Genomic DNA, 231 nt, shown 5'->3' with positions numbered 1-231 from the left:
GTACTGCAGATAGGGGCGGAAGATGGGAAACACCGCGCGCACCGAGGCGGCGATGCGCCCCAGGCTCTCGGGCAGGTGCACGGGCGAGCCCAGGTGCAGCGCAAGCACGCCGCCCGGGTTCAGCGCGCGGCGGCAGGCGGCGTAGAACTCCACGGTGTACAGCTCCACGGCGGGGCCGAAGGGGTCGGTCAGGTCCAGGACGATCTGGTCGAAGCGCTCCTCGGTCTGGCC

1 protein-coding gene is annotated in these 231 nt (G+C 71.4%); it reads right to left on the bottom strand.

Features of this window, described 5'->3' with window-relative positions:
* The coding region (locus MTCD1_RS20485) for a spermine/spermidine synthase domain-containing protein (protein ID WP_498067583.1) at nt 1-231 on the bottom strand (231 nt) is incomplete at both ends.

It is taken from the genome of Colwellia marinimaniae (genome assembly GCF_002207865.1).
GTDB lineage: Bacteria > Pseudomonadota > Gammaproteobacteria > Enterobacterales > Alteromonadaceae > Colwellia > Colwellia marinimaniae.
This window is presented reverse-complemented; position numbering and strand designations above follow the sequence as displayed.